The organism is Ruegeria intermedia, assembly GCF_900129345.1.
GTDB lineage: Bacteria > Pseudomonadota > Alphaproteobacteria > Rhodobacterales > Rhodobacteraceae > Ruegeria > Ruegeria intermedia.
On record NZ_FQVK01000024.1, the window covers coordinates 15649 to 36901 of the forward strand.

At 65.2% G+C, this 21253-nt stretch carries 16 protein-coding genes, 3 pseudogenes and 1 riboswitch; of the genes and pseudogenes, 5 read left to right on the top strand and 14 right to left on the bottom strand.

Annotated elements, in window-relative coordinates; all coding sequences use genetic code 11:
- Window positions 1–199: 199 nt before the first annotated feature.
- The gene (locus F3H26_RS15380) at window positions 200–622 is read left to right on the top strand and encodes a rhodanese-like domain-containing protein (protein WP_316635786.1); all 423 of its coding nucleotides are present in this window, start codon (window positions 200–202) and stop codon (window positions 620–622) included.
- Entirely contained in the window at window positions 619–1437 is an 819-nt protein-coding gene (locus tag F3H26_RS15385) for an alpha/beta hydrolase family esterase (protein WP_223162529.1), read from the top strand. The genes F3H26_RS15380 and F3H26_RS15385 overlap by 4 nt, the downstream gene beginning before the upstream one ends.
- Here F3H26_RS15385 and mdoH read toward each other — a convergent pair whose 3' ends face one another.
- The 4 genes from mdoH to F3H26_RS15405 are packed head-to-tail and all read right to left on the bottom strand — an operon-like array spanning window position 1438 to window position 7419.
- Entirely contained in the window at window positions 1438–3309 is a 1872-nt protein-coding gene (gene mdoH, locus F3H26_RS15390) for a glucans biosynthesis glucosyltransferase MdoH (protein WP_149776897.1), read from the bottom strand.
- The gene (locus F3H26_RS15395; protein ID WP_149776898.1) at window positions 3306–4805 is read right to left on the bottom strand and encodes a glucan biosynthesis protein; all 1500 of its coding nucleotides are present in this window, start codon (window positions 4803–4805) and stop codon (window positions 3306–3308) included. Before F3H26_RS15395 ends, mdoH begins: the two co-directional genes overlap by 4 nt.
- Complete coding sequence (locus F3H26_RS15400) at window positions 4802–6019, bottom strand: OpgC family protein (protein ID WP_149776899.1); 1218 nt, start codon at window positions 6017–6019, stop codon at window positions 4802–4804. Before F3H26_RS15400 ends, F3H26_RS15395 begins: the two co-directional genes overlap by 4 nt.
- A 29-nt stretch (window positions 6020–6048) precedes the next feature.
- Window positions 6049–7419 (bottom strand): tetratricopeptide repeat protein, encoded by a 1371-nt coding sequence (locus F3H26_RS15405; RefSeq protein WP_149776900.1) that lies wholly within the window; start codon window positions 7417–7419, stop codon window positions 6049–6051.
- Between the two features lie 428 nt (window positions 7420–7847).
- On the opposite strand from F3H26_RS15405, the pseudogene F3H26_RS15410 reads away from it, so the two are divergent.
- Window positions 7848–8507, top strand: a pseudogene (locus F3H26_RS15410) (inositol monophosphatase family protein); the annotation flags it as partial.
- Between the two features lie 112 nt (window positions 8508–8619).
- Here F3H26_RS15410 and F3H26_RS15415 read toward each other — a convergent pair.
- The 4 genes and pseudogenes from F3H26_RS15415 to F3H26_RS15430 form a co-directional block, all read right to left on the bottom strand.
- Window positions 8620–9693, bottom strand: coding sequence for an ABC transporter ATP-binding protein (locus tag F3H26_RS15415; RefSeq protein ID WP_149776901.1), 1074 nt, complete (start codon window positions 9691–9693; stop codon window positions 8620–8622).
- A pseudogene (locus F3H26_RS20025) lies at window positions 9690–11907 on the bottom strand (ABC transporter permease). Before F3H26_RS20025 ends, F3H26_RS15415 begins: the two are co-directional and overlap by 4 nt.
- Window positions 11908–12933 (bottom strand): annotated as a pseudogene (locus tag F3H26_RS15425) (ABC transporter substrate-binding protein). It abuts the pseudogene before it with no gap.
- 93 nt (window positions 12934–13026) lie between these two features.
- Window positions 13027–14688: a Na/Pi cotransporter family protein gene (locus F3H26_RS15430; RefSeq protein WP_149776902.1), complete on the bottom strand. Its 1662-nt coding sequence runs from the start codon at window positions 14686–14688 to the stop codon at window positions 13027–13029.
- 168 nt (window positions 14689–14856) lie between these two features.
- On the opposite strand from F3H26_RS15430, the gene F3H26_RS15435 reads away from it, so the two are divergent.
- Window positions 14857–15672, top strand: coding sequence for a DeoR/GlpR family DNA-binding transcription regulator (locus F3H26_RS15435; RefSeq protein WP_223162530.1), 816 nt, complete (start codon window positions 14857–14859; stop codon window positions 15670–15672).
- A gap of 90 nt (window positions 15673–15762) precedes the next feature.
- Here F3H26_RS15435 and F3H26_RS15440 read toward each other — a convergent pair whose 3' ends face one another.
- From F3H26_RS15440 to F3H26_RS15450, 3 genes are all read right to left on the bottom strand, one after another.
- A complete protein-coding gene (locus F3H26_RS15440; RefSeq protein ID WP_149776904.1) occupies window positions 15763–16947 on the bottom strand; it encodes a CaiB/BaiF CoA transferase family protein in 1185 nt (394 codons plus the stop codon).
- Complete coding sequence (locus F3H26_RS15445) at window positions 16934–18553, bottom strand: thiamine pyrophosphate-binding protein (RefSeq protein ID WP_149776905.1); 1620 nt, start codon at window positions 18551–18553, stop codon at window positions 16934–16936. The genes F3H26_RS15440 and F3H26_RS15445 overlap by 14 nt, the downstream gene beginning before the upstream one ends.
- A 79-nt stretch (window positions 18554–18632) precedes the next feature.
- On the bottom strand, window positions 18633–19094 hold the full coding sequence (locus F3H26_RS15450; protein ID WP_149776906.1) for a DUF302 domain-containing protein: 462 nt from the start codon (window positions 19092–19094) through the stop codon (window positions 18633–18635).
- A gap of 144 nt (window positions 19095–19238) precedes the next feature.
- On the opposite strand from F3H26_RS15450, the gene F3H26_RS15455 reads away from it, so the two are divergent.
- Window positions 19239–19583, top strand: coding sequence for a DUF1636 family protein (locus F3H26_RS15455; protein WP_149776907.1), 345 nt, complete (start codon window positions 19239–19241; stop codon window positions 19581–19583).
- On the opposite strand, the gene F3H26_RS15460 is transcribed toward F3H26_RS15455, so the two are convergent.
- The 3 genes from F3H26_RS15460 to F3H26_RS15470 form a co-directional block, all read right to left on the bottom strand.
- Window positions 19571–20065 (bottom strand): hypothetical protein, encoded by a 495-nt coding sequence (locus F3H26_RS15460; protein WP_149776908.1) that lies wholly within the window; start codon window positions 20063–20065, stop codon window positions 19571–19573. The genes F3H26_RS15455 and F3H26_RS15460 overlap by 13 nt on opposite strands.
- Before the next feature lie 64 nt (window positions 20066–20129).
- Entirely contained in the window at window positions 20130–20828 is a 699-nt protein-coding gene (locus F3H26_RS15465) for a CbtA family protein (RefSeq protein WP_149776909.1), read from the bottom strand.
- A 4-nt stretch (window positions 20829–20832) separates the two neighbouring features.
- Window positions 20833–21003: a CbtB domain-containing protein gene (locus F3H26_RS15470; RefSeq protein WP_005981986.1), complete on the bottom strand. Its 171-nt coding sequence runs from the start codon at window positions 21001–21003 to the stop codon at window positions 20833–20835.
- Between the two features lie 36 nt (window positions 21004–21039).
- A riboswitch (cobalamin riboswitch) is annotated at window positions 21040–21248 on the bottom strand.
- Between the last annotated feature and the right edge of the window lie 5 nt (window positions 21249–21253).

Here is a 21253-nt window from a genome sequence, read left to right on the forward strand (position 1 = left end):
TGCAAGTTTTTCACCTTGCCCTAGCGCCCATGGATTCCGTCGGCTCGAATGCGGTCAAATGACGCAAACTTGATTTCCGCGCGCCAAATTGGGCGCGGCGGTGACACGGCCTTTGTGCTACAAAACGGCCATCCCGACCGGAGGGTTTGAGTTGACGGAAACAAGGTTGAAACGGCGCAGATGGGTGCTTTTGGGTGGAGTGACTGCTCTGGCTGCGGGGTTTGCGATCCGTGAATACCGCCTGATCCCCGAGGATTTTTCCGGCGGCAAGCTGAGCGTCGCGCAGGCGCAGGCCGGGGCCGCGTCCGGCGACATTCTTCTGATCGATATCCGCACGCCGCGCGAATGGCGGGCGACGGGTATCGGACGGGGCGCGATCCCCTTGGACATGCGGCGCGACGATTTCCTGCCCGCACTCGACCGGCTGACCGGCGGCGACCGCAGCCGCCCGATTGCCCTGATCTGCGCGCGCGGTGTCCGGTCGGCCCGGTTGAGCAACGCCCTGACCCGCGCCGGGTTCTCCAACATCATTGACGTCCCCGAGGGCATGTTGGGCTCGGCGGCCGGGCCGGGCTGGATCCGCGCCGGATTGCCGGTCAACCCCTACGAGGTGCAATCGTGAGCGCCGTTGCCCGGTGGATGTTGGTTTGGGCCGCGTTGCTTGCCGGCCCGGTGCTGGCGGAATGTGGCGGGTTCGGCGGGGCGTGTGAAACCGCGCAGGGCACTTACCTGATCGAGTTCCCCGATCAGGACCTTCCGCCCATGGTGGTGTTCCTGCACGGTTACGGCGGCAGCGCGTCGGGGACTCTCAGGAACCGAAGAATGGTCGAACCGCTGCTGGCGCGCGGATACGCGGTGATGGCGCCCGACGGCGCGCTGCGCAACGGACGCAAAAGCTGGAATTTCTATCCCGGTTGGGAAGGCCGGGACGAAGCCGCATTCCTGGCTGAAGCGGTCCAAGATGCCGTCCGCCGGTTTGACATCGACCCCGACCGCGTGATCCTCGGCGGGTTCTCGGCCGGCGGGTTCATGGTGAACTACCTGGCCTGCGCCACGCCCGACGCGTTTTCGGCCTATGTCCCGGTATCGGGCGGGTTCTGGCGCCCGCATCCCGATGGCTGTGCCGGGCCCGTCCGCCTGTTCCACACTCATGGCTGGACCGACAACGTCGTGCCGCTCGAGGGGCGGGCGCTGGGCGGCGGCCGGTTCCTGCAGGGTGATATCTTTGCCGGTCTGGAAATCTGGAGACAGGCCAATGGTTGCGCCGACAACCGCCCGGACGGGTTTGCCGCTACGGGGCCGTTCCTGCGTCGCCACTGGACCCGCTGCGCTGACGGCAGCGCGCTTGAATTCGCCCTGTTCCCCGGTGGCCACACCGTGCCCGCAGGCTGGGCCGACATGATGCTGGATTGGTACGAAGGCCTGCCCGGCGGCTGATCATTCCGCCGGGGTCAGGGTGCCATTGCCCTCGATCAGGCGCTTCAACTCGTTGCGGTGTGTGCGGGCGGCACGGCTGATCGCCGGTTCCTTGACATCCTCGGGCATCCGCAGCAGGCGCCGTGCCCCGGCCGCCGAGACCCCGCTGAGCGCCGAGAGCGGCACCGCGAAGGTAAGGCTGAGCGCGATCGGGGCCAGCCAGACCGAGACCAGCCCGGACAGGATGCCGACACTCAGCGCCAGACCGCTGAGCGTTTCCAGCGCATGAAACAGGATCAGCGTGCGCAGCCCGTACCGGCCGCCCGCGCGCGCTTGGGGTGCCCAGCCCTTTTGCACACCGAACATCGTTCGGAACACCGCGATCATCTGCTGGACCATCAGGATGGGCGAAAACAGGATGGACAGGATGACCTCGAACAGGAAGGACGCAAAGAACCGCCCGGCGCCGCCGAAATCGGAGTAGCGCACACCGCTCAGCGGCAGGGCCAACGCACCAAGGATCTTGGGCGCCAGCAGCATCGCGTACATCACCAGGATGATCAGAACGTGGCGCGTCTCGGTCATTTCCGGCCATTGCGGGAACAGAGGATTTTCGGGGCTGAAGTAATGCAGGACCGAGGCATCCTTGCCCTGGCCGATCAGCGCCCACGTGAGAAGCAGCGCGAACCACAGCGGCGACATCAGGTACCCGACGGCCCCGTGAAACAGGTGAAAACGCGATACCGCCTTGAAGCCCGCCGACCCCAGCAGCCACAGGTGCTGCAGGTTGCCCTGACACCAGCGACGGTCGCGCAGGGCGTGGTCGATCAAGGTCGGGGGTGTTTCCTCGTAGGATCCACGAATACGGGGCAGGAACCGCACCCCCCATCCGGCCCGGCGCAGCAGGCCCGCCTCGACGAAATCGTGGCTCATGATCAACTGCTCGCGTCCGTTGAGAGCGCGCAGCTTGGGCAGGCCCGCGCAGGCGGCAAAGGCCTTGGTGCGGATGATCGCGTTGTGCCCCCAGTAATTGCCTTCCTGCTCGCACCAGCGGGCCAGCCCCTCGGCAAAGGCGATGCCGTACACACCATTGGCGAATTGTTGCATCCGGGCAAAGACGGACTGGGCACCGATCAGTTGCGGATAGCTTTGGATCAGGCCGGCGCCGGGGTCGCGGGCCAATGCGTCGGTCAGCCGCGCGATGGCGCGCCCGGTCATCAGGCTGTCGGCATCCAGAACCAGCATCGCGTCCCAGGCGCCGCCCCAGCGGCTGACCCAATCGGCGATGTTGCCCACCTTGCGGTCGGTGTTTTCGGCGCGGCGGCGGTAATAGAGTTCGAGCCCTGGGGCCAGCGTGGTGCGCAACGCCTCGACGCTGGCCTGCTCCTGGGCGGCGATATCCGGTTCGCGCGTGTCAGACAGGATGAACATCGCATAGTGATGCTGACCGCCCCGCGCGCGCAGGTCTTCCAGCATCGTGCGCGCATTGCCCAGAACGTTCCACGGCACCTCGTTGTAGACCGGCATCAGCAGGGCCACGCGCAACGGCTGCGGCCGGGTCGTGCGCCGGGGGCGGTCCTGGCGGGACAGGGAAACCATGCCCAGCAGAACCGTGCTGACGGTGAAGGCGATCCAGAAGAAGTTGAACGAAATAAGCGTCAGCAGGATGGCCTCGACCAGGTTGATGCCCTCGGTGCCGAACCAGTCCACCAGAAACCACAACAGGGCCAGCGTCGCGCCCATGGCCGGAGAAAACGCCATTGCACGCCACAGCCCGGCCGATCGGTCGCCCGGCCGCGCGGGCACTTTCGCGTCGTGAAACCCGGCGCGGAAGTCCTGCGTGGGCATCGGCAGGGGCGCCTGAGGCGGCATGATATGCAGGTCGCGGCTCATGCGGTCCACCGATAGAGCCAGACCTCGGAGGCCGGGGCCTCGCCCAGACGCAGCTGCGCCCGCAATTCGACATGGTCGCGGTCGCCCGGCTGGAAGGAAAACGCCAGCCGCAACCCGCCGGTGTCGGGGTTGCGCTGCAGCACGCCATCCGAGGTCTCCGCATGCGGCGACTGCACGAAGACGCTCAGCGCGTCGGGGTCTTCGAACAATTCGCTGGGTTCGAAATCGATCACGGCCAGCCGTCCCTCGCCAAAGGTGTTTTCACCCATGGCCGTGCGGATCACCCGCGGCATGGCCGTGCGCTGCGGCGCCTCGCCCCAGGTCAGGCGATAGGCCAGATCGACCTGAGTGCCCGCCGCCATCGGCTCGGCCGGGCGCCAATAGGCGACGATGTTGTCATAGATCTCCTGGTCCGCCGGGATTTCCACCAGCGTCACAGTGCCCTTGCCCCAGTCGCCGATCGGTTCGACCCACAGGCCCGGGCGTCTGTGGTATTGCGCCTCGAGATCGGCATAGTCGGAAAAGGCGCGCTTGCGCTGCATCAGGCCAAAGCCGCGCGGGTTCATGTCGACGAAGGATGAAATCTGCAGCCGCGTGGGGTTGGCCAGCGGTCGCCAGATCACCTCGCCGGCGCCGTTGCGGATCATCAGCCCGTCGCTGTCATGCACGGCGGGGCGGAAATCGTCGAACCGGTTGTGGTTGGTCTGGTCGAACAGGAACATCGAGGTGCCCGGCGCGATGCCCACATGGGTCAGGTCGGTGCGCGGGAACAGGGTCGCCTCGACCTGCATCTGGCAGTCTTCGCCGGCGGTGATGTCAAACCGATAGGCCCCGGCCACGCTGGGGCTGTCCATCAGCGCATGCACGATCATGTTGGGTTGGCCGGGCTTGGGCCGTTCCAGCCAGAACCGGATGAATTCGGGGAATTCCTCGCCCTCGGGGTCGCCGGTCTTCAGCGCCAGGCCGCGCGCCGACAGGCCATAGACCTCGTGCAGGCCGATGGCGCGGAAATAGCTGGCGCCCTGGAACACGCAGAACTCGTCGGTCTTGCCGGGGCGGTGCATCTCGGTGCGCAGACGGAACCCCGAGAAGCCAAGCGTGTCGCTTACGGGCAGGGGCGGGACGTCCTTGGCCCGGTCGAACATCTCGAGATCGAAGGGCACGGCCTCGACCCGGCCGCCCTCGACGGTCGAGATCTGGACCGGACGCGGAAAATACAGGCCGGGCGCAAAGAAATCCGCGTTGAACGGGGTGTCGGACCCGAACCAAAGCCCGTGATCCAGCCGGAACCGGATCGACCGGTACTGTTCATAGGTCAGGTCCAGCCACTCTTGCGGGACCTGGGCGCGCGCCTGATAGGGGCGGCTGGCCAGGTCTCGGGCCATGGCGATGACATCGGCCCGGTCAAACGCAACGTCGCCGCCCGTGGCCCATGCGGCCCGGGCGAAGGCGAGCGCCGTTGTCGACGCCAGAAAGGAACGACGCGTCAGCTTCATGTCTTTGACTTCCACGGGTGCGATTTGAACCAGGCGGCCAGATAGGCAACGCCGATCAGCATTGCAAATCCAAAAAGATTGGCGATCAGGACAGTGGCGAAATCCCGCCCGAATTCGTCCAGGAAAACGCCGATAAGTCGTGCCGCTGCCATGGAAAACACGAACACGGCAAGCGATTGCTGGCCGACCTTGGTGATCAGCTTCAGGACCACCTGCCAGACCCGCGCGCCGGCGCCGTGCCCGGTTGCGATCAGCCGGTGTCCGTGGGTGCCCGCCGCAACCCAGCCCAGATAGGCCAGCGACAGAAAATGCACATAGCGGAACAGGCCGAAATCCGTTTTCTCGCGCAGTTCGGCCGTCAGCGGCCAGACCTTGCGGATTTCGGCGGCCAGATCGGGGGCTGCGGCCTGGATCCACAGGAATACCTTCCATGACCCGAAGGGCGCCGACAGGACCAGAAACGCCGCCGCCGCCCAGATCAGGGTTTTGGACACCGGGGGCGCCGGCAGCCAGCCGCGCATGAAGGCAAAGCCGGTGAAGAACAGAAGCTGCCAGCCGAACGGGTTGAAGAACCACTGCCGGTTCGACCACGGCTCGGCCGGCAGGGCCAGCGCGCCGGTCTGCGCGACCAGCCAGATCGCGACCGAAACCAGCCCGACGGCCCAGACCCCGACCCGAGACAGCCCCATGAATAGCGGCATCATCGCCAGAACCACCAGGTACATGGGCAGGATGTCGAAATAGTTCGGAACATATGTCAGCGTGAAAAGCCCCACCATCTGCGGCATCGGATCGTTGAAGAAATGCTGCAGGTTCAGTGCGTTGACATAGCTTTTGTCGAAGCCGCCCGACAGGTCCAGGGCCGCCATGGACATGGCGACGAAGAAGAACAGGCAGACATGCGCCCAGTAGACCTGCCAGATCCGGAAGCCGACCCGCGCGGTGCCCATCCACCAGCCCTTGCGCAGGAACGCGCCGCCAAAGGCAATGGCCGAGGCCATGCCCGAGCAGAAGACGAAGATCTCGGTGGCGTCGGAAAAACCGAACCGCGCCGGAATCCAGCGCGACCACGGGTTGTTGGGAATATGTGCGATCAGGATGATGAACATCGCGATGCCGCGATAGAAATCCAGCCGCGGGTCCCGCGTCGTGGGGCGGGCTGCGGCGGGGGTTTCCACCGGGGCGAAATCAGAAACGGGCGATGCGGTCGCCATGCGGTCTCGGGTCCTTCTTGGTTTTGTCGTTATTCTGCCGGTACGCTTTGCGCATCCGACTGGTCGCGCGCGGCGTCGATCAGCGCACGCCGGGTCAGGGCATAATTGTCTTCGGCGCCTCCGCGCTTGGCCCGCCTGTCGTCCAGAATGCGCTCGACCGCGTCGAACCGCCCCGCGCGCAGGCCGGAATCGATGGTGATGCGTTCGAAGACGTCGCGTTGCGCATGGCTGCCGCCTGCCAGCTGCATGCTGTCGCGCGCGGCCAGCAGGTGGTCGAAGGCGCGGGCATGGTCGCCCTCTCCGAACGCCTCGAGCCCCTTGGCCGCCGCCAGGCCGGGATCGGCCATGCGCCTTGCCGTGTCGGTCATAGGGGTCTGGGCATCCTTGTGAATGCGCCCCAGCAGCTTGGCCGTGGCATCGGCGCGGCTGTCTCCGGTGAGCGCCAGCAGATAGTGCAGATCGGCAAAGATCAGGCACCCGTCCTCGGTGCGCGCGGCGCTCAGATCGGCCAGTTCTTCCCAACGGGATCCGACATCGACGCCTTCCAATTCAAGCCGCGACAGCAGCGACGTCGCGTTCGAGATGTCGCGGTAGTCATCCGTCTTGTCCTTGCGGATCTCGTGGTCGTAGAGCGCGATCACCTGATCGACCTGACCCAGATCCAGATGCATCAGCGCCTTGTGCCACCAGACGTGATAGCGGAAATTGTTGCAATGCGCCCAGGCTGCCTCGCGCCCCGCGAACCAGTCCAGACCGGCCTTGGCGTTGCCGGTCATCTCGTGCACATGCGCCACCGCGTGCAGGCCCCAGGCATCGTCCGACACCATCCACAGCGCCTGCCGGCCCGCGATCTCGGCCTTGTCGTAGTCGCCGGTTTCCTCGAGCGCGAAGGAATGGCAGCCCAGCAGGTAGCCGCGTCCCGGATGATCGGGCGCATAGGCGGGCAGCACCCGCTCGACCGAGCGGCGCATGCCGGCCGCGTCACCCAGAACGAACCGGGTGGCGTGGCTGAGCTTCATGGCCAGCGAGTCTTCGGGATGGGCGCGCAGGATGGTCTCGAACGTGTGGACCGCGCGCGTCGGATGACCCGCCAGCCACTGATCCAGCGCGTCCAGATACAACGCCTCGCGCGGGGTGATCGGCTGGTGATCGGCGGCGGCGCGGGCGGTTGCGGCGGCCTCGTGCGCGACGGCCGTCATCTCGCGCCGGCCCAGCAGCACCATGAACAACCCCTTGACCGCATGGCCCAGCGCAAATCCTGGTTCCAGTTCCAGCACTCTGCCCAGATGCTGGGGTGTCACGGCTGCATGGGCCAGGAAACCAAGCAGCACACCGTTCCACGCCTCGACCGCAGCCGGGTCGGTGAGGGTGTTCATCTGTCCAAAAAGGTCTTGTTTCATGCTTGGGTCCAATCCGGTTGCGTAAAGTGACACCTTTGGGCTTAGCAGAGTGTTCGGGTGCGACGTACCAGTATCGGGCCTGCTCTCGAATTGGTGAAAGTCCGTGTGCGGCAAACGCGAAAAAATTCGCCTGTTCAAGCAGATGTTTCAGCAACTTGCCGCCGAACCGGGCGCAAGTGTTTCAGTTGCAGGCTGTGTTTGCCGCGCGCTTGCCGAACGGCAGCGCGCATGGGACGGTCGGATTGCCTTTCGGGGCGACAGTTGCCACAGTTCGGCACACAACATGGAGGTGCCCCGTGACAATCGACCTGACCCGCAAGGATTTTGCCGTTGCTATCTGCAAACAGGCCGGTGACCTCGCCATGCGCTATTATGCGGATCGCGGTGCGCTTGTCGTCGACCGGAAGGGCGCGTAGGACTGGGTCAGCGAGGCCGACCGGAATGTCGAGACCTTCATCCGCCAGAAGATCGCAGAAACATGGCCCGAGGATGGCGTGGTGGGCGAGGAACACGGCCGCACGCCGGGGACCAGCGGTTTTGACTGGGTGATCGACCCGATCGACGGCACCACGAATTTCGTCAATGGAATTCCCGTCTGGACGGTCGTCCTGGCCGGGGTTGCGGAGGGCCGGACCCAGATCGGTGTGATCCATGATCCGAATGTGCACGAAACCTTTGCGGCCGCGCGCGGTGGCGGCGCCACGCTGAACGGCGCGCCGATGCGGGTCGCGTCCGGCGTCGCGTTGAATTCGGGCACGGTGGCGGTGGGCTATTCGAACCGGATCGAGGCGCGCCATGTCGTATCGATCGTGGCAGACCTGATCGCGCGCGGAGCGATGGTCCATCGCAATGCCAGCGGTGCCCTGTCCTTGGCCTATGTCGCCGCGGGGCGGTTGCTGGGGTATGTCGAAGAGCACATGAACGCCTGGGATTGCCTGGCCGGGCAACTGATGATCGCCGAGGCCGGTGGCTGTGTCGAAGATCAGGATGCAGATGCCATTATCCGCCAGGGCGGCCGCGTGATCGCCGGAACGCCCGACGTGTTCGACACGCTGCGCGAGATCGCCGAGCGGGCCTGGGCGGACTGACCGCTAGCCGATCGAGCGCCACCCGGTCCGAGGCCGCAAGGGGGCCTGCGACCTGCCAGACGTGCGGGATCGCGGGCGGCGTCCGGCTGAGCGGTCCCGGGCGGGTCGGCGTCTATGCCTCGGGCAGCAGGACCGGCCCCTTGTCGGCAAAGGCCATCCGCACCTGCGCGCCCGGGGACAACGGGGTGTCCACGTCCTCGTGCACCGCGAAAACCTGCCCGAAATTGTCGGTCAGGGTGTATTCCATCCGCACGCCGACATAGGTGGCCTTGGCCACCGTGGCCGGAATTCCCCGCTCGGCCCCGATCACCAGCCGCGACGGGCGGACGGCGACGGTGGCCGGCCCCAGGGGCAGCCCGCGCGATGGCAGAGAGTGGCGATAGCCCTCGATTTCGATCGTCGCGGTTTCGCCGTCGATGGCGACGATCTGACAGGCCAGCAGGTTGGCCTCGCCGATGAAATCGGCCACGAAACGGTCATTGGGGGCGTCATACAACTGCCGGGGCGTTCCGATCTGGGCAATCGCGGCGTTGCGCATCACCACGATCTCGTCCGATACGGCCAGCGCCTCTTCCTGGTCATGGGTGACATAGACGACCGTCAGGCCAAGGTCCTGCTGGATGGCGCGGATGTCCTCGCGGACCTGGCGGCGCAGCTTGGCATCCAGGTTCGACAGCGGCTCGTCGAACAACAGTACCTGCGGTTCCAGCACCAGCGCACGCGCCACGGCGACCCGCTGCTGCTGACCGCCCGACAGTTCCGACGGCAACCGCGCGTCAAACCCCTTGAGGCCCACCAGATCCAGCCCCTGCAACGCGCGGCTGCGGGCCTCGTCCTTGCCGAAGCCCGAAAAGGTCAGGCCGTACATCACGTTTTCCAGCACGCTCATATGCGGGAACAGGGCATAGGACTGGAACACCATCGACACGTCGCGGTCGGTCGCCGGCAGCTTGGTCACGTCGCGGTCGCCGATCAGGATGCGGCCGGAACTGGCCATCTCGAGCCCCGCGATCATGCGCAGGGTCGTGGTCTTGCCGCAGCCCGACGGACCCAGCAACGTGACCAGCTTGCCCGCCTCGACATGCAGGTCGATGGCGTCGACGGCGACGACATCCTTTCCGAAAACCTTGGACACGCGTTCAAAGCGAACCGGGGCGGCCTTCGAGCCGATATGAGTGTCGGTCATGGCGATGTCTCCGTTTCATGCACCGTGCGCCGCCCGATGCGGACCCGGCCCACCAGAAGTTGCAGCAGACCGACCGCCGCCAGCATCACGAAGATCAGGGTCGTGGAATAGGCGATGGCCAGGCCGTAATCATTGTTCTCGACCCGCCCGATGATATAGCTGGTCGCCATGTCATATTCGGCGCTGACCAGGAAGATCACGGCCGAGATGGCGGTCATCGCGCGGACGAAGCTGTAGACCAGCGCGGCCAGGATCGCCGGCCGCAGCAGCGGCAGGATGACCCGCCGGAAGGTCTGCCAGGAATTCGCCCCCAGCGTCAGCGAGGATTCGTCCAGGCTGCGGTCCAGCTGTGACATGCTGGCGATGCCGGCGCGCACACCCACGGGCATGTTGCGAAAGATGAAGCTGACCACCAGGATGACGCCGGTTCCCGTGATCTCGATCGGGGGTACGTTGAACGCCAGAATATAGCTGACGCCGATCACCGTGCCGGGAATGGCAAAGGACAGCATGGTGCCGAATTCGAAGGCGTTCTTGCCCGCGAAATTCTGCCGGGTCAGAAGATAGGCCGTCACCAGACCCACGGCGGCGGTCAGCGGGGCGGCGATGGCGGCGATGGTGATGGTGGTCCAGAAACTGTCCCAGGCGGCGCCGGTCCAGCGGATGCCTTCCGCATCCAGCCGCACCGAAAAGGCGGTGACGTAGTGCTTGAGGGTCAGCGTGTTGTTGACCCCCCCACAGCTCGACCACGCTGCCATAGACGATCATCGCATAGACGACCACCGTGAACAGCGCCCAGCCCAGCGCGATCACCGCCACCGGGATCGACAGGCCCGTGGGCATCAGTGGATGCACCCCGGAATCGCCCTTGCCGGTCACGGTGGTATAGCTTTTCTTGCCCAGCCAGACACGCTGGGCGTAGAAGGCCGACAGGGTGAAGAACAAAAGCACCATCGCCAGCACCGCAGCGCGACCCTGATCGTACTGGGCGCCGACGATGGCAAAGAAGATCTCGGTCGACAGCACGTCGAAATTGCCGCCCAGAACCAGCGGGTTGCCGAAATCGGCCATGCTCTCGATGAAGCCCAGCAGGAAGGCGTTGGCCAGACCCGGTCGCATCAAGGGCAGCGAGACGGTTCGGAAGGTCTGCCACCGGTTGGCCCGCAAGGTCTGTGCGGCTTCCTCCATCGAGGGCGAGACACCCTCGACCACGCCGATCAGCACCAGGAAGGCGATGGGCGTGAAGGCAAGGGTCTGGGCGATCAGGATGCCGGGCATCCCGTACAGCCAGCGCGTGGGCTGGGTGCCAAGCAGATCGGCGACGAAGCGCGTCACCGATCCGGACAGGCCGAACAGCAGGATCAGCGCCAGGCCGATCACAAAGGGCGGGGTGATGATGGGCAGCACCGTCAGGGCGCGCAGCGCCCGCTTGTAGCGAAAGCCCGATCGGGTGACGACCAGCGCGAAACACAGGCCCAACGCGGTTGTGAGCAGCCCGACCAGAACCGCCAGCACCAGCGAGTTCCAGGCCGCACCGCATTTCGCGCCCCACAGGCACCCCAGCCCCCACAGCCGGTCGTCGAAGAATTTCGAAAAGAAAACCGCCACCGAATAGGCCCCGTCCTCGGTCACGAAGGCGGCAAACAGCATTCTGGCGATCGGGAAAAAGACAAAGGCGGTGACGATGGTGATGACGCCGCCAATGGCGCTGACGACGAACACGTCTCCGTTCACGGCACCGCGCGCGGCGATCCCCTGGGTCAGCAGAAACAGAAAGCTCGAGGCGCAGATCATCGCGCCATAGCCCATGCCGAACTGCCGGTCGCCCAGCTCTCCGAACAGGGCGGTCAGCCAGTCGAAGTTGAAGCCGCGGATGCCGATGCCGAACCCCTGCGCGATCAGCCAGGCAAAGCCGGACGCTCCCGACAGGATCAAAATGCGGGCGTGCAGCGGGTCGGATTTCGGCCGGCCCAGCGCCAGCAGCGGCAAGGCCAGCGCAAGGAGCATCGGCGCCAGCCAAAGCTTCTTGCCCTGCGCAACCAGAAAGGCCGCGGGCGCATAGTCGTCGTCAAACGGATAGCCATCGACCAGCCAGTGGAGCGACCAGAAGCCGTCCTCGACCATGTACCAGGGCAGCAGGCAATATCCGACCCACCCGGCGGCGATCCAGAAGATCAGCACCGAATGGGTCGTTTTTGTGGTGGAACGTTTCATTTACTGCGGCAGAACCGAAACCTCTTCGTCCCATTTCTGCAGCAGGCGTTTGCGTTCGTCGGACGAGCCGTATTTCTTGAAGTCATAGTCGATCAGCTTGATCTGGCTCATGTCCGGCGCGCTGTCCGAGGTCTTGGCCGCCTTGTTCGACGGAACCTGGAAGGCGTTGACCTCAAGCGCCAGGTTCTGCGCCTCGGCGCTCAGGGCCCAGTCATAGAATTTCTTGGCCTCTTCGACATTGCGGGCACCGTCGATGATCGACATCGACCCGATCTCGTATCCAGTGCCCTCGCACGGGGCGACCACTTGAATGGGAAAACCCGCCACGGCCTGTTTCACCGCGTCATGCATGAACACGATGCCGATGGTCGTCTCGCCACGGGCCGCCGCTTTGATCGGGGCCGAGCCCGACTTGGTGTATTGGTTGATGTTCTTGTGCAGGCCCTTCATGAACTCGAACCCTTCGTCCTCGCCGAAGATCTGCACCATCGAGGCCAGCGTCGTGTAGGCGGTCCCCGACGAGTTCGGGTTCGCCATCTGGATATGGCCCTTGTATTCGGGCTTCAGCAGATCCTTCCAGCAGGACGGCTCGGGCAGGTTGTTGGCTGCCAGCAACTCGGTGTTGTAGCCATAGCCGAGCGCGCCCGAATAGATCCCGATCGTCCGGTTCCCGGCGCTTTAGGCCTGTGCGATCGCCCAGTCATGCAGCTGGTTACGCATGGGCGAGAGATATTCCATCGTCAGGCCTTCCTCGGCCGCCTGCAAGTGCGGATCACCCGTACCGCCCCACCACACGTCGCCTTTGGGGTTGGACGCCTCGGCGCGGATCTGGGCAAAGGTCTCGCCCGAGGATTTGCGGGTCATGTTGACATCGATGCCGGTGGCGTCCTCGAAGCTGCGCGCCATCAGCTGGCACCAGTCCTCCTGCGCCGAGCAGTACAGGGTCAGCTTGTCCGCGTAGGAGGCCGAGACCGAGGCGGTCAGGGCCACGAGTGAACCTGCGAATGTCAGTGTGAGTCGTTTCATGTGTTTCCTCCCAGTTGCATGTCGGTGGCCGGGTCGGCCGCCTCGTACTCGTCCTCACACGGTCTTGCGCCGCTTTGTTTCAGTCCGCTTCCTTCAGGATGCGCCTCCGATCTTGCGGGGGCGGGCCAGCCGGCTGCCCAGCAGATCGCCGGTTTCCTCGGCGATCGGATAGGCCACGAAGGCCAGCGCCGCGTTCACCTGCTTGAGCAGGCGCAGCGTTTCCTGATGGATATTCGTGGTTTCGATGCTGGCCGCCGCGCCGTTCTGCAGGCGTTTCAGGTGGCGTTCCTGAAGGTTCTGTTCCTCGATGCGGATACGGTCTTTCTCGGCCACCAACTGCCGGGCGGCCTCGGCGTCGCCGGTTGTCAGAACGCTTAGTGCCAACTGGCCGTTCGTGACGACCTGATCGTGGAAATGTTCGATGTCGGCCATCCCTTCCTTGGAAAAGGTCAACGCCTCGTCGGCCAGCTTCCGTGCCAGCGCCACCAGGTTGACCGCGATCCGGTCGGCGGCCTCTTCCAGATTGTTGGCCATGGCCACGATGCCCAGCGACTTCTTTTCCTGTTCCGGCGTCAGGTCATTCTCGCGCATGCGCGAGATGTATATCTTGATGGCAAAGTGCATCCGGTCGACCTCGTCCTCGCGCAGCTGGATCACCCGGGCCAGTTCCGGATCCCAGTTCCGAAACAGTTGAACCACCGGAACCAGCATGGCCTGCACCGTTTCCGCCATCCGCAGCAGTTCGCGCTGAGCGCAGGCCAACGCCAGGGGCGGGTGGTCGAGGGCAGCGGGATCCAGCGCCGAAACGCTCTCGGTGGTTGACGCCGTGTGGCGCGGCACGAACCCGTCGACCAAGGCAACCAGAGGTCCGGTCAGCGGCAGCGCGATCACCAGAAGTGCGGCGTTCAGCAGGATATGCAGCAAAACCACCTGCTGGCCGGGTGCCGCAGCCAACATGTCCACGTTCAATACCCCGGTCAGCAGCAGGGTCAGCGCAACAAGGGTCAGACCCGCACGTGCCACGAGGTTCGACAGAACCACCAGCCTGGCCGGGCGCTCATGCCCCCACAGCAGGGCCACGGGAATCACCGCGCCGCCCAGATTGGCCCCGATCACCAGTGCCGCCGCGACCGGGGCGGCGATCAGCCCCGATGCGGTGAAGGTCGCGAATGTCAGTACCGAGGCCAGGCTGGAATGCATCACCCAGGCCAGCAATGCGCCGATCACATAGGCGCTGAGCAGATCGTTTTCGAAATAGGCGGCGATGCTCTGGACGATCGCGTTGGCCCCGATCGACGCGGTGGCCTCGCGGATCATGCCGAGCGACAGCAGCACCAGGGCAAATCCGATCACGATGCGGCCGACCTGTTTGGTCTTGCGGCGCTGCGCCTTCAAAAAGGTGACCACGCCCGCAAGCAAGGCAAAGGGTATCACCGCCTCGACCGGCAGGAACAGAACCTGGGTCATCACGGCCGAGCCCAACTCGGCCCCCAGAATCAGCGCCAGCGCCGATTGTGCCGCCAACATCCCCGATACGGCGAATCCCGCGCCGATCAGGGCCACCGCGGTCGCGCTTTGCATCAGCATGGCCGTCAGGCTGCCGCCTAGTGCAGCCGACAGCTTGCGTTCGGACAGGGTTTTCAGTCCGCGTTTCAGCTCGGGCAGAAAGGCGCGTTCGATGCCCGTTCGGATCAGCCGGACTGACCACAACAACAGCGCGACCGCCGCCGCCAGATGTGTGGCAAGTACGATCATGTGGAAGCCGCCCGTCTGAGTCTTGGATGGCGCATTGTTGACCAACCCGCATTTGTTTTCTCGAAGTTCGGCAAGTGTCACCACCAAGTCGAGGGGTTTGCAACAAAATATTTGCAAAAATGCCGGAAACCCCACAGGTTTGCCATGTTGACCGGGCCGGAGTTCAAGATGTCAAAGACCAAGGCAAAACAGAAAGACGCCAGAAAAGGACGGGACCGGCTGAAGAAATCGGACCGGCGGCGCCAGATCCTGCTCGAGCTGAAATTGCGGCCGCATGTCCGCATCAGCGATCTGGCCCGCAGCTTCAACGTCTCGACCGAGACCGTCCGGCGGGACTTTGACGCGCTTGCCAAGGATGGCCTTCTGGCGCGCGCGCATGGCGGCGCCTCGACCGCCTCGCAGGGCCATTACCCCAGCCTCGACGAGCGTACGGCCGCCCGTGCCGCCGAGCGTGCGCGCATCGGAGAGACGGCGGCCGCGCTGGTGCAGGAGGGCGACACGGTCATGATCGATTCAGGGTCGACGACGATTCAACTGGCCCGCGCTCTGGCGTTGCAGGGGCGGTCTTGTACGGTGATCACGAACTCGATTCCCGTCGCCGCGGCGCTGGGGGACAGCGCGGCCGACGTGATCCTGTGTCCGGGTGAATTCCTGCCGGCTGAATCGGCCGTGGTCGGCGCCGATACGCTCGAGTATCTTTCGCGGTTCAATGTCGATCGCTGCCTGATCGGCGCGACGGGCCTGACCGACGAGGGGGTATCGGAGGCGATCAGCGGCTTTGCGGCGATCAAGAGGATGATGCTGCAGCGCGCGGCCAACAGGCACCTGCTGATCGATGCGCAGAAATTCGGCTGCAAGGGTTTGGTCCGCGCCGGCGCGCTGGCCGATTTGGACAGCGTCGTGGTCGATACCGCGCCGACGGGGCCGTTGCGCGCGGAGCTCGATGCTGCAGGCGTGGAAATCGTGTTGGCGGACTTTGGCTGAAGCCGGCACGCTCTGGTCCAAGGAGGGCCGTACAGAGCCGCGCCAATCTTACGTTGTCCCTACTTTGTGCCCGTTCAAGGCATTGCGCGGTCACGCCTCGAACGGGTCGTCCGCGTTCAGAACGGCCTGGGTATCCGCCCCGAAGGTCGGAGGTGCCACGCGATAGGTCACGGGCGTGCGGGACAGCTTCAGCGGGTTTCCGATCAGTTTGACGGGGGCGGGGCCGGCTTGCATGTCGATCTGCATCCCCCGCGCGGCCACCTGATCCGAGGCAAAGACCTGATCCAGCGTCTGAACCGGGCCGACCGGCACTTTCAGAGCCTCGAGGCCATCGATGACGGCCTTGGTCTCCAGCCGCTGCAGCGCGGGCCGCAGAACGGCATTCAGGGCGTCGCGGTGTTCCAGCCGGGACGGGTTGGTGGCGAACCGTGCATCGTCGGGCAGGTGACCCAGCTTCAGAAAGCCGCAGAAGCGCCGGAACTGGCTGTCATTTCCCACGGCCAGAATGACGTGCCCATCGGCGGTTTCATAAACATCGTAGGGCACGATGTTGGGGTGCCCATTGCCGCGCCGCTGTGGAACCTGGCCCGAGGTCAGATAGTTCACGCCCTCGTTGATCAGCCATGCGATCTGGCTGTCGACCAGTGCGATGTCGATTTGCTGGCCTTCGCCGGTCTGATCCCGGTGGCGCAGCGCGGCCAGTATGCCGACGGTCGCGTACATGCCGCACATCACGTCGGCGATGCCCACGCCCACTTTCATCGGGGCTCCGTCCGGTTCGCCCGTCAGCGACATAATCCCGCCATAGCCCTGCGCCATCAGGTCATAGCCCGGCTTGGCCGCGTTCGGGCCGGTCTGGCCGTAGCCCGAGATCGAGCAGTAGATCAGCCCCGGAAAGTCCCGCGAGAGGGTTTCATGGTCCAGCCCGTATTTGGCCAGCCCGCCGGGTTTGAAATTCTCGATGAGGATGTCGGCGTGGGAAGCCAGCCGGCGGATCTGTTCCTGCCCCTGAGGCGTTGCGATGTCGATGGCGACGGATTTCTTGTTGCGGTTCGCGGCCATGAAATAGGCGCTCAGATCGGTCGGGTTGCCATCCGCACCGGTGACATGGGGCGGCCCCCACTGGCGGGTGTCATCGCCCCCGGTGGCCGGGTTTTCCACCTTGATCACGCTGGCGCCCAGATCGCCCAGCAGCTGCGTGCAGGTCGGCCCGGCCAGAATGCGTGACAGATCCAGAACCTTGACGCCCTTCAGCGGCCCTTCAGATGCGGCCATCATAGCCTCCGCGGTCGATCTCGGCGGCGATTACGGTGAACGTGTCGGCGGCCATCGCGGCCTTCAGCGCCGCACGCAGTTCGGCGCGGTTGCGCACGGTGTGGCCGTTGCCGCCGAACGCCCGGCCCATCGCGGCAAAATCATGCCGGTCGAAATCGACGCCCCGGTTGCCCATCTGGCGCTGACGCTGTTTCAGCTCGATCAGGGCCAGGCTGGCATCGACAAAGACCAGAAAGATCGGGTTTCCGCCCATTTCTGCGGCGGTCGAAAGCTCACCGGCCACCATCAGGAAACCGGCATCGCCGGAAAAGCTGATGACCGGGCGGTCGGGTTCGGCCAGTTTCAGGCCGATCGCCATCGGAACGGCGCAACCCATCGTGCACAGCGCCGAAGACTGGATCAGGCCGCGCGGCTCAGGGCACTGCCACATCTGGCTGAGAAGGATGCGGTGCGCGCCGCTGTCGGCGGTGGCCAGTGTTTCGGGGGGCAGGGTGTCGCGGGCCTCGGCGATCACGGCGGCGGGGCCCCAGTCGTCATCGGTCGGAAAGGCCGCGGCCAAGGCGGCCTTGACCTGCGCCGGTTGGCCTTGGGGCCAGGTTGGTCGCGCGGGGTTGCCCTTGGCGATCGCCTCGAGCGTGGCGCCGGTATCGGCCACCAGGTTCAGCCCCGCCTGGTGCATGTAGTGGTCATTCACCACGGCCGAGATGTCGATCACGCGTTTTTCGTCCGGGTCCCAGATCTCGCGCCAGCCGGGGCGCATTTCGATCGGGTCGTATCCCAGGCACAGGATCAGGTCGGCCTGTTCAACCAGCGGCACAAGCTGCGTGTCGGCCAGGGGCGACAGGCCCGCGCCCCCCAGGCACAGCGGGTGATCCTCGGGCACCACGCCCTTGGCCTTGTAGGTCGTGACGAACGGGATGCCAAAATGTTCCAGAAACGCCCGCACCACGCTGCGCGAGTCGTCATACAGAACGTCCAGCCCGATGATCGCCAGCGGACGCTCGGCCTCGGCCACCCAGCGGCGGGCTTTCTCCAGGCATGTGCCCTCGGGCGCGACCCGGGCGGCCCGGGTCAGCCGGCGGCGCTTGGCGACCGACACCCGGGTATCGGCGACGGAAATCGGCACGTCGATATGCACCGGCCCGGGGCGCGGCTGCGTGGCCAGCGACACGGCCTTGTCGGCGATGATGTCGGCGCCCATGGCCGTCAGGGTGAACGTGCCCTTGGTGATCGAGCGATAAATCTGCGCGTGATCCATGACCTGATGGGTATAGGTCAGCGCCTCGTCGGCATCGACGCAGCCGGTCAGCACGATCATCGGCACCCGGTCCTGCAGCGCGTTGGCCACGACATTGATGCCGTTCATGGCCCCCGGACCCAGGGTCGCCACCAGAATCGCCGGCGCGCCATCGCGGTGGTGCACCGCCTCGGCCATGAAACCGGCCGAGTTTTCGTGCTTGGTCAGGTGAAAGGTGATCCCGGCCTGTTCCAGCGCGTCGACCAATGTCAACACCTCGCCCCCGGGCATGCCGAAGGCGTGGCGGCACCCGGCCTCGTACAGCCGTTGCGCCAGAAGGTCCGCAGCGCGGGGGGACAGGTCCTGCATCGAACAAGCTCCGTAAGTTCCGTTGCGCAGCAGATTGCGGAGGTTCCGGGTCGGCGCAAGCCGCATCACGTCAGTGTGACTATTTGACAGCCATCTCGGCGATGGCGGCGAATTTGGCGTCCAACTCTGCGGCGATCACGGGCAAGGCGTCGGAGCCATCGGTGTAGGGGGCAAAGACCAGGCTGGGCGTCTTGTAGGACAGCGTCGCGGTCCCGTCGCCGTTTTCCGTGACGTACAGGCGGATCGGCGCCTCGATCATCGCGGGCACCGATTGTTCCAGAACCCGCACCGCATAGTCGTTGTTGAAGACGCCGATCACCCGGTTGCCCGGAATGGTGATGCCGCGCGCGGCGGCGGCCTTGGTCGGCCCGGCCTGCGTGACCACGATCAGACCGTTGGCCTTGACCGCTGCGATCGTGTCGGCCACCAGCGCATCATGGGTCTTGGCCGTCGGGTAGACGGCCCAGCCCGGCCGGGGTTCGATATCGGCCGCCAGCGCGGGCAGCGCCAGCAGGCCGAGGAAAAACATAAGACGTTTCATCACGGGCTCTCCAAGTCGTGGGTGACCCGAGTCTTCTCGGAATCCCGGCTGCGTACAGTCACAATATCGTGGGTGGCGGGCTTGCGCCGGGGGTGCGAAACCCGCACAAGCGACAGTGTGAAACGGAAAAGGCAGGCAAGGGGCATGCGTGTTTTGATCTGCAGTAGTTGCGCGCGCGAGCGCGACTTGCCGGCCGAGCGCCAGGCCGTATCGGGCGCCCTGCGCGCCGCGGGACTGGACGGGCACGTCGAGATCGCCGAGCACGCCTGTTTCAGCGGCTGCGACGAGCCGACCGTGGTGGCGATGCAGGGGAAGAGCCTTGCGTCCTACGTGTTTTCGGGGATCGATCCGGTCGCCGACGCCGATGATATTGCGGCGACCTGCCGGACCATTCTGAACAGCCCGAATGGCTGGATCGAAGACGCCCGGCCGTGCGGGCGGCTTCGCTTGTGTCTGCGGGCGCGGATCCCCGCGTTTCAGTCCACCTGAACCGTGACCGAGGCGCTGACCGGCACCCCATCCACGGCCAGCGGGCTGTGGCTGTTGGCGTTCAGCGAGACCTCGATGGTGGCTTTGCCCTTGGGCAGGTCCGGGATGTGCATCCAGTTGCCATAAAGCCGCGCCAGCTTCACGCCGTTCACGTAGACATGCGCATGGCCTTCGCCGGGCTTGTCGTCCAGCGAGGCGTTCTCCGGCGAGAAGCGGAAGTTTTTTGGCATCACATGCAGGTTCCAACCCGCCATCGGGTCGGGGGTGACGGCGATCTCCAGCCCCGGCGCGTCCGGTCCGGCGGGCAGGTTGATGGCGGCGCTATGGTCATGGGCCATGGCCTCGGCGTGATGGCCGCCATGTTGGGCGGGGTCGGCATGGTCGTGGCCGTCGAAGGTGACGCCGTTGGCCGCGGCCAGCACGAACCCGGCGCCCCCGCCAAAGACCAGACCGATCGCGAAAAGAGCAAGCGAGCGTGTCATATTGTTTCCTTGAAAAGCAAATGACCCGCCGGTTGGGCGCCGGCGGGTCGTGGGATTTCGGGGATCAGGCCGCGACTTCGACGCGCTTGCCCTCGCTTTGCCAGAAATACCCGGCAAACGAACCCAGCAGCACCCAAGCCACCAGGCCCACGCCAAAGGCGCGTGCGGCGAACAGGGCCCCGATCTCGGTCGGAACCGGCCCGGTGAACACGTCGGGTTCCGGCGCGCCGATCAGGTGCGGGGCCATCAACAGCACAGCTGCAACCAGATAGCTGACGATGTTGCCACCGAAAGCGATCAGCCACATGGCCACACCGGCAGCCGCGACGGTGGCCCACCACCAGATCTGCCGCGCAAACACATCGGCTGCGGCAACGCCCGGAACCTCGGGGGCCAGGGTGAAGCCCGGCGCCAGGTGAAAGGCGATGAAACCGGCCAGGCCCCACAGCACGCCCGTGCGCCCGTCAACCGGGTGGCCCTGCGCTTCGGCCAGCGACATCAGGGCCACCAGAACCAGCGCATAGCCGGTATAGGTCAGCATGGTAAACACCACGCTCAGCCCGTCGCGGGTCAGGTCCGAGAACATGCCCGGCAGTTCGGGATGCGCCGAGACGGCTTCGGCTCCGAAATGCACCAGCTCTCCGGATTCATAGAGTTCAGCATGCAGCAACACGGGCTGCACGAATACCAACTGCAGCAGGGCGACGATCAACCCGGCTGCAGCACCAGCGAACAACGCGCTGGTCAGAATGCGACTGAACATTGGTTTAGTGGCAGGGGAAGCCGGTTGCGTGGCGCACGTCATGCGCGGCGTCATGCAGCGCCGATGCCTGAACGTGACCGGCCAGGGTAATGATCCCCAGGCCCAGGGCTGCCGCGAACACTGCCGAAAGAATGCCAGCGCGCGCCGTTGATGCGGTTTGCGTTTGTGTCGTCATTTTCTGTCCTCCTGTGCCGCCGCACCCGACGGCCGGTGTTTCATTGTTCGCCTGGCAGGTCTCCTGGCTTGCGGGTCAGCGCCTCTGTTCGCCTTCCCCCCGAACGGGTCGGGAGTGGCTGGTTGAACAGGGCTCACCGCTTACAGTCGCGGGGGCGGCTTTGGATTTGACCTGCGCGCAGGTCGCACCAAATTCCCTCTTAGCATCCGGATGTCTCCGGCAGGACCAGACACTCCCATTTAGCCGCGAA